4 protein-coding genes are annotated in these 5031 nt (G+C 36.7%); all 4 read left to right on the forward strand.

Annotated features, from left to right (window positions below):
- Positions 1-1214 (forward strand): type VI secretion system Vgr family protein (locus AKG43_RS11535; RefSeq protein WP_054617427.1); only part of this gene is annotated, 1214 nt, incomplete at its 5' end.
- A 2-nt stretch (positions 1215-1216) separates the two neighbouring features.
- Positions 1217-1792 (forward strand): hypothetical protein, encoded by a 576-nt coding sequence (locus AKG43_RS11540; protein WP_054617428.1) that lies wholly within the window; start codon positions 1217-1219, stop codon positions 1790-1792.
- A gap of 18 nt (positions 1793-1810) precedes the next feature.
- Positions 1811-4006 (forward strand): hypothetical protein, encoded by a 2196-nt coding sequence (locus tag AKG43_RS11545; RefSeq protein ID WP_054617429.1) that lies wholly within the window; start codon positions 1811-1813, stop codon positions 4004-4006.
- A gap of 11 nt (positions 4007-4017) precedes the next feature.
- Positions 4018-4740, forward strand: coding sequence for a hypothetical protein (locus AKG43_RS11550; protein ID WP_054617430.1), 723 nt, complete (start codon positions 4018-4020; stop codon positions 4738-4740).
- The last annotated feature ends 291 nt before the right edge of the window (positions 4741-5031 follow it).

Raw genomic sequence — 5031 nt, forward strand, 5'->3', positions numbered from 1 at the left:
ACACCCGTAACGTCATCCGCACTTGGGCGAACAACAAACTACGGATGGAAGACAAACAGGGTCAGGAACACATCAAACTGGCGACCGAATACGGCAAAACCCAACTCAACCTCGGCCATATCGTCGACAGCCAAAGACAAAAACGCGGCGACAACGGCGAAGGCTTCGAGCTGCGTACCGACAGCTGGGGTGCGTTGAGAGCGGGTAAGGGTTTGTTCATCAGCACCGATGCCCAGCATCAGGCGGCAGGACAGGTGTTGGATATGGATGCCGCTATTGCCCAACTCGAGCAGGCAATCTCCTTAGCCAAAAGCCTCAACAAAGCCGCGCAAACCGCCCAAAACGAAGCCACCGAAGCCGAAGCACAGGCAGGCCGTCTGAAAGACAGCCTCAAACAGCTGCAACGCGCCGGCATCATCCAATCCGCCCCCGACGGCATCGCCAGCGCCACCCCGCAAAACCAACTGCACACCGCCGGCCAACACATCCACCACATCAGCGGCGGCGACACCGACATCAGCGCCGGCAGCAACTTTACCGCCCATGCAGTAGAGAGCGTCAACCTGTTTGCCCAAAGCAGCGGCGCGAAGTTACAGGCCAATCAGGGCAAAGTAGAGATACAAGCACAGAACGACGAGATGCAGATCAATGCCCTCAAAGACACCACCATCACCAGCAGCGCGGGGAAAGTAATAGTAGCGGCCAAAGACGAAATCCTGCTGACCAGCGGCGGGGCGTACATCAAGATTAAAGACGGCAACATCGAACTGGGCTGTCCGAAAATGGTGTGGGTGAAGTGTGCGGGGTTTCAGGTGATGGGGCCGAGTAGTGTGAATGTGAAAACACCTTTATTGCCTACAACAGGTATATATAGTCGTCGTTTTGATTTCAGTCATATATTCTCAAAAGATATTTTGGAGCAAGGATTAAGTTATCAAGTTATTCACAGAGGCCAAAACTCCGAAACTTTCCAAAAATTAGATCATGATGGCAGAACGTCAAGATTCTTTGGTGATACACAAGATGAAATTGAAATAGCTATTATCGGAAAGTTGACGGAAGACGGCAAATGGCGTTTAACAGAAGAAAGACATTGTGATTTGCACGATGAATGCTGTTGTGGTGCAGAAGACGAACAAGATTATCAAGAAGATATCGACGATGGTTTAGATATAGACGATTTAATAGAAGACTTTAACAATTTTGGAAATTAAATATGGAAAATAAATTAATTTTGACTGTTTTATTGGCGGTTTTTACATCTTATTCCTATGCTGCAAAAAACAATGAGATCACAATAACAACCAATGACAAACAGATTGTTCATTTTTTTGATACAGACTGTGGAAATATAAGAAATACAGATCTCTATTATATGAAAAGAGGTACAGATGCCAACATTATGTTGCGTAAGGTTTGGAAAAAAGTAAAGTTTAATCAAAATAAGTCTATTGAACAATATACTTATGCTTGTGATCAAGGGAAAAAGAACGGAAAAGTCTACACCATAAATTATGTATTCAATACAAAAGATCGCTCACAATTAACTGTAATTTATCCGCCAAATTATAAAAATGCCTATGGCGTTCACTTTACGTTTGAATGTCAATTTGTAGCAAGTGCCTTTGCAAATAAAAAAGATATCGAACTTAAATCCATATTAGATAAATTCTTGGAGCTTCAACCTAGAGCAAAATGTTTGGCGGCACCGGTGGACGATAATAACGTCCCCTATTCAACTTATAACCAAAAAGATGATTTATTGGAAGATTATAAAAATTTCGGAAATTAAGAGGAAATCAGATAAATTATGCGAACCAATAAACCGGTAGAAGGAATTGCTTATAATTCCAATAGGGAAGGATTTATCTTTGCGTTGGCGAGAAGGGAGAGTTCTGCAGATTTAAACAAAGATGATACTTTCAATGAATACCCTATTAGGGTAATTAATGATCATGGATATGTGGGTTTGTTTCAATACGGAACTCCTGCTCTTATAGACATCGGCTATAAAACAAGAGACGGGCAATGGACGGGTAAAAACGGTGCAACTTCACTAGAAGCTTTTAGGTCATCACGTCAAATTCAGATCGCAGCTATTAATTTATCCATAGATTTGTGGTGTAAAAGATTACGTGCTACCGGCTTAAATGAATATTACGGAAAAATTGTTAAGGGTATTGAAATTACGGAATCAGGTTGCATCGCAGGTTGCCATTTGGTCGGACTGGGAGGATTGGCGTCTTTTTTAAATGTACCCGGCAACTTGAAAATCAACAAAAGCACAGGAAAAAACCATAAAGAATTTGACGGAAATGGTGTGCATATCAGCCATTACATTGATTTATTTGCTCATTATGATATGGAAAGTTGCTGTAAACGTAAGATACGGATTGGTTTGAAAGATCCAAGTGGATTACCTATAGAAGGCAAACACGTAACAATATTAAGTTCATATGAAGGGAAGCACACCAACAGCCAATTCAAGATAGAACATAAAACAGATGCAGATGGTGAGTTGCCTGTTATTGTGAGACATCCGGGTGCCAAAATTACTTTGGAAATCGACGGCAGAAAAAGTGAAGATATTACTCAAAAGGCCGATCAAATTCAGCCGTTTAATATAGTGGCTTCTGATTTGAAAATAAGTGCCCCGTTAGCTGAAAAAGGTAAACCTGAGGCTAAAAAGCAAGAGGCTGTACAAGAGAAAAAAGAAGAACAACAACAAACGCTGGTTGAAACTAATAAAGATATTAATTTTAATATTGCTATATTGGAAGGAGATACTAAAAAACCTATCAGTAATGTTAAATTTACCTTAGTTTATAAAGGCAAGCCTAAACAGCATATAACAGACAGCCAGGGAATCACAAAAAATATTATTGCAGAAGCGGGACAAAGTGTGCAGGTTTGCGTAGCAGGAGAAGGAAACCTCCAGCCTGTTAAGTCTTTTACCGTAACGGAAAATTTGAAAGACACAACGGTTGAAGTTGCCTTACCGGTACATACGTTCAATATTGTTGTGGTTGATACTAAGGGAAAAATCGTACCCAATGCCGAATTCAGTATTTTTTATCGTAATAAAGAACGTACGAGGAAAACCGATAGTGAAGGCCGTCTGAAAATCAAAGCGCTAGTCGGTTTCGTATGCGGATTCGGAAACAGAGGAAACCCTCTGACTTATTTCAGATGCTTGCAGTCGGTATCGCTAAGGAAAATTATCGTAAATTCAACTGCTGTGCAGATTGCGAAGGGTTCTGCCGGTCAAACCGTGGTTACAACGGCGGTACAGGCCGCAAAACAAACCAAGGAAGCAGCAAAACCAAAACCGCCGTTACCGGCGAAAACGGAGAAGCAGCAAAGCAAACCACAGGAGAGAAAGAAAGATGAGAAGCCCCAGCAACAGGATCCGGTTAAGCAAAAGAATACACACACGGAGAAAAACGGGAATCCTCTGACGGTGGTTGGAGAAGAAAAACATGCTAATTTAAAAATAAATATCCTTTTTGCTAAAAACCTTACTGAGTATCATAGGAGTCTTGTTAGCGATAAAACAAAACAAGTACTAATACAATTAGCAACATTAGCAGAAAAAAAACAATTGATAATTACTAGTACAATTCGAACTCCTAGAAAGCAAGCTGAATTAATGTACAATCCTACAGCAACTTACGGTGAAATTGGTCAAAAAATTATTAAGATTGCAGAGAGAGGAAAAGCAGCTGGGGAAAACAAGGAAGTTACCCTAAAAAAAATGGAGCAAAAAATTTTAGAATTTGAAAAACAGGGAAAAAAAGTGTCTCGTCATTGTGTATCGGAAGATCTATATAAAAGATTAAATGTAATCGATTTAGGGATTAAATCTAATGGCCTTTCATCTACTCAATCTCAAAAATTATTTTACAAGCATTGCGAACAATTAATTAATCAAGGGTTGATTGCAAAAGTATTGTATCCTGGTAATAATAAAGGTGAAAAGGCATTTCATTTAGAAATTTATCAATAATTGGAAAAGATATGAAAAAATTAATGACTTTATCATTTTTATTTATATTATTGTTTTGTGGATATTTTTTTCTTAGCAAAGAAGATAGCAATTTGCTTACATATGAAAATAAAGCAAAATCCAAAATAAAAAATGGTTTGGCTGATGGTATATATTATCTATACAAAAAATGTAATTTAAATAAAAATATATGTCATGAATTAAAGCCGTTAAAAATTGATGGAAATTATTTTTTAGATAGTAATCAAGAACCTTATGAAGAAAGGATGTATTTATATATCAAAAATGATATAGGTATTACTTACTCTCTCATTTATTATGATGAAGATATGTTCCCTACAATTACTTGGTCAAAATTGGTAAAAGATCAAACTAATCCCTTTACTTATATGACCATTGAAAATCATATGGTATCTGGTATTGAATATCATATGTTTATGAATAATTATGATTTTTCAAGTTTGGAAAAGACAGAAATTGATAAAATTAAAATAGGTGACTCTCCTGAAGGAAGTACTTATCCCTTAAATCAAATAATATCATTTAATTTTGAAAAGAATGGAGATATTTCAATAAATTGTGAAAAATATTTAAGCAGTCTAAAAAAACTTAATAAGGATAAAAGCTCAGCTTTTGGAGAAGTTTTTGAAATAAGCTGTAATCCTGATTCATATTTTCATAATACTGCTCAATACGGTGAAAAAAGAATAGTTTATTTCAAAAAAATAGAGTAATCTAACTTAGATTGTATCTACTATAATGAAAAATAAAATATTATTTGAACTAATCTAATTTATCTTTTTCATCTTTTCAAAAATTATCTAAAAATAAAGTTGAAAATTTTGAGATAGGTACTAAAAAAATACTTAGAATTAATCGAGCGTTGTCCATGAAATCTAGAGTTAGATTTTAATTGTATTGACAATGATAGGCATATTAGTTTAAATTTTTGATTTTGGAGAAAATATAATTTGTAAGAGTGGCTATTTAATGAAAAATTTTAAATTATTTAATTCATTTTATTT

The sequence above is a fragment of the Neisseria sp. 74A18 genome (assembly GCF_001308005.1).
GTDB lineage: Bacteria > Pseudomonadota > Gammaproteobacteria > Burkholderiales > Neisseriaceae > Neisseria > Neisseria dumasiana.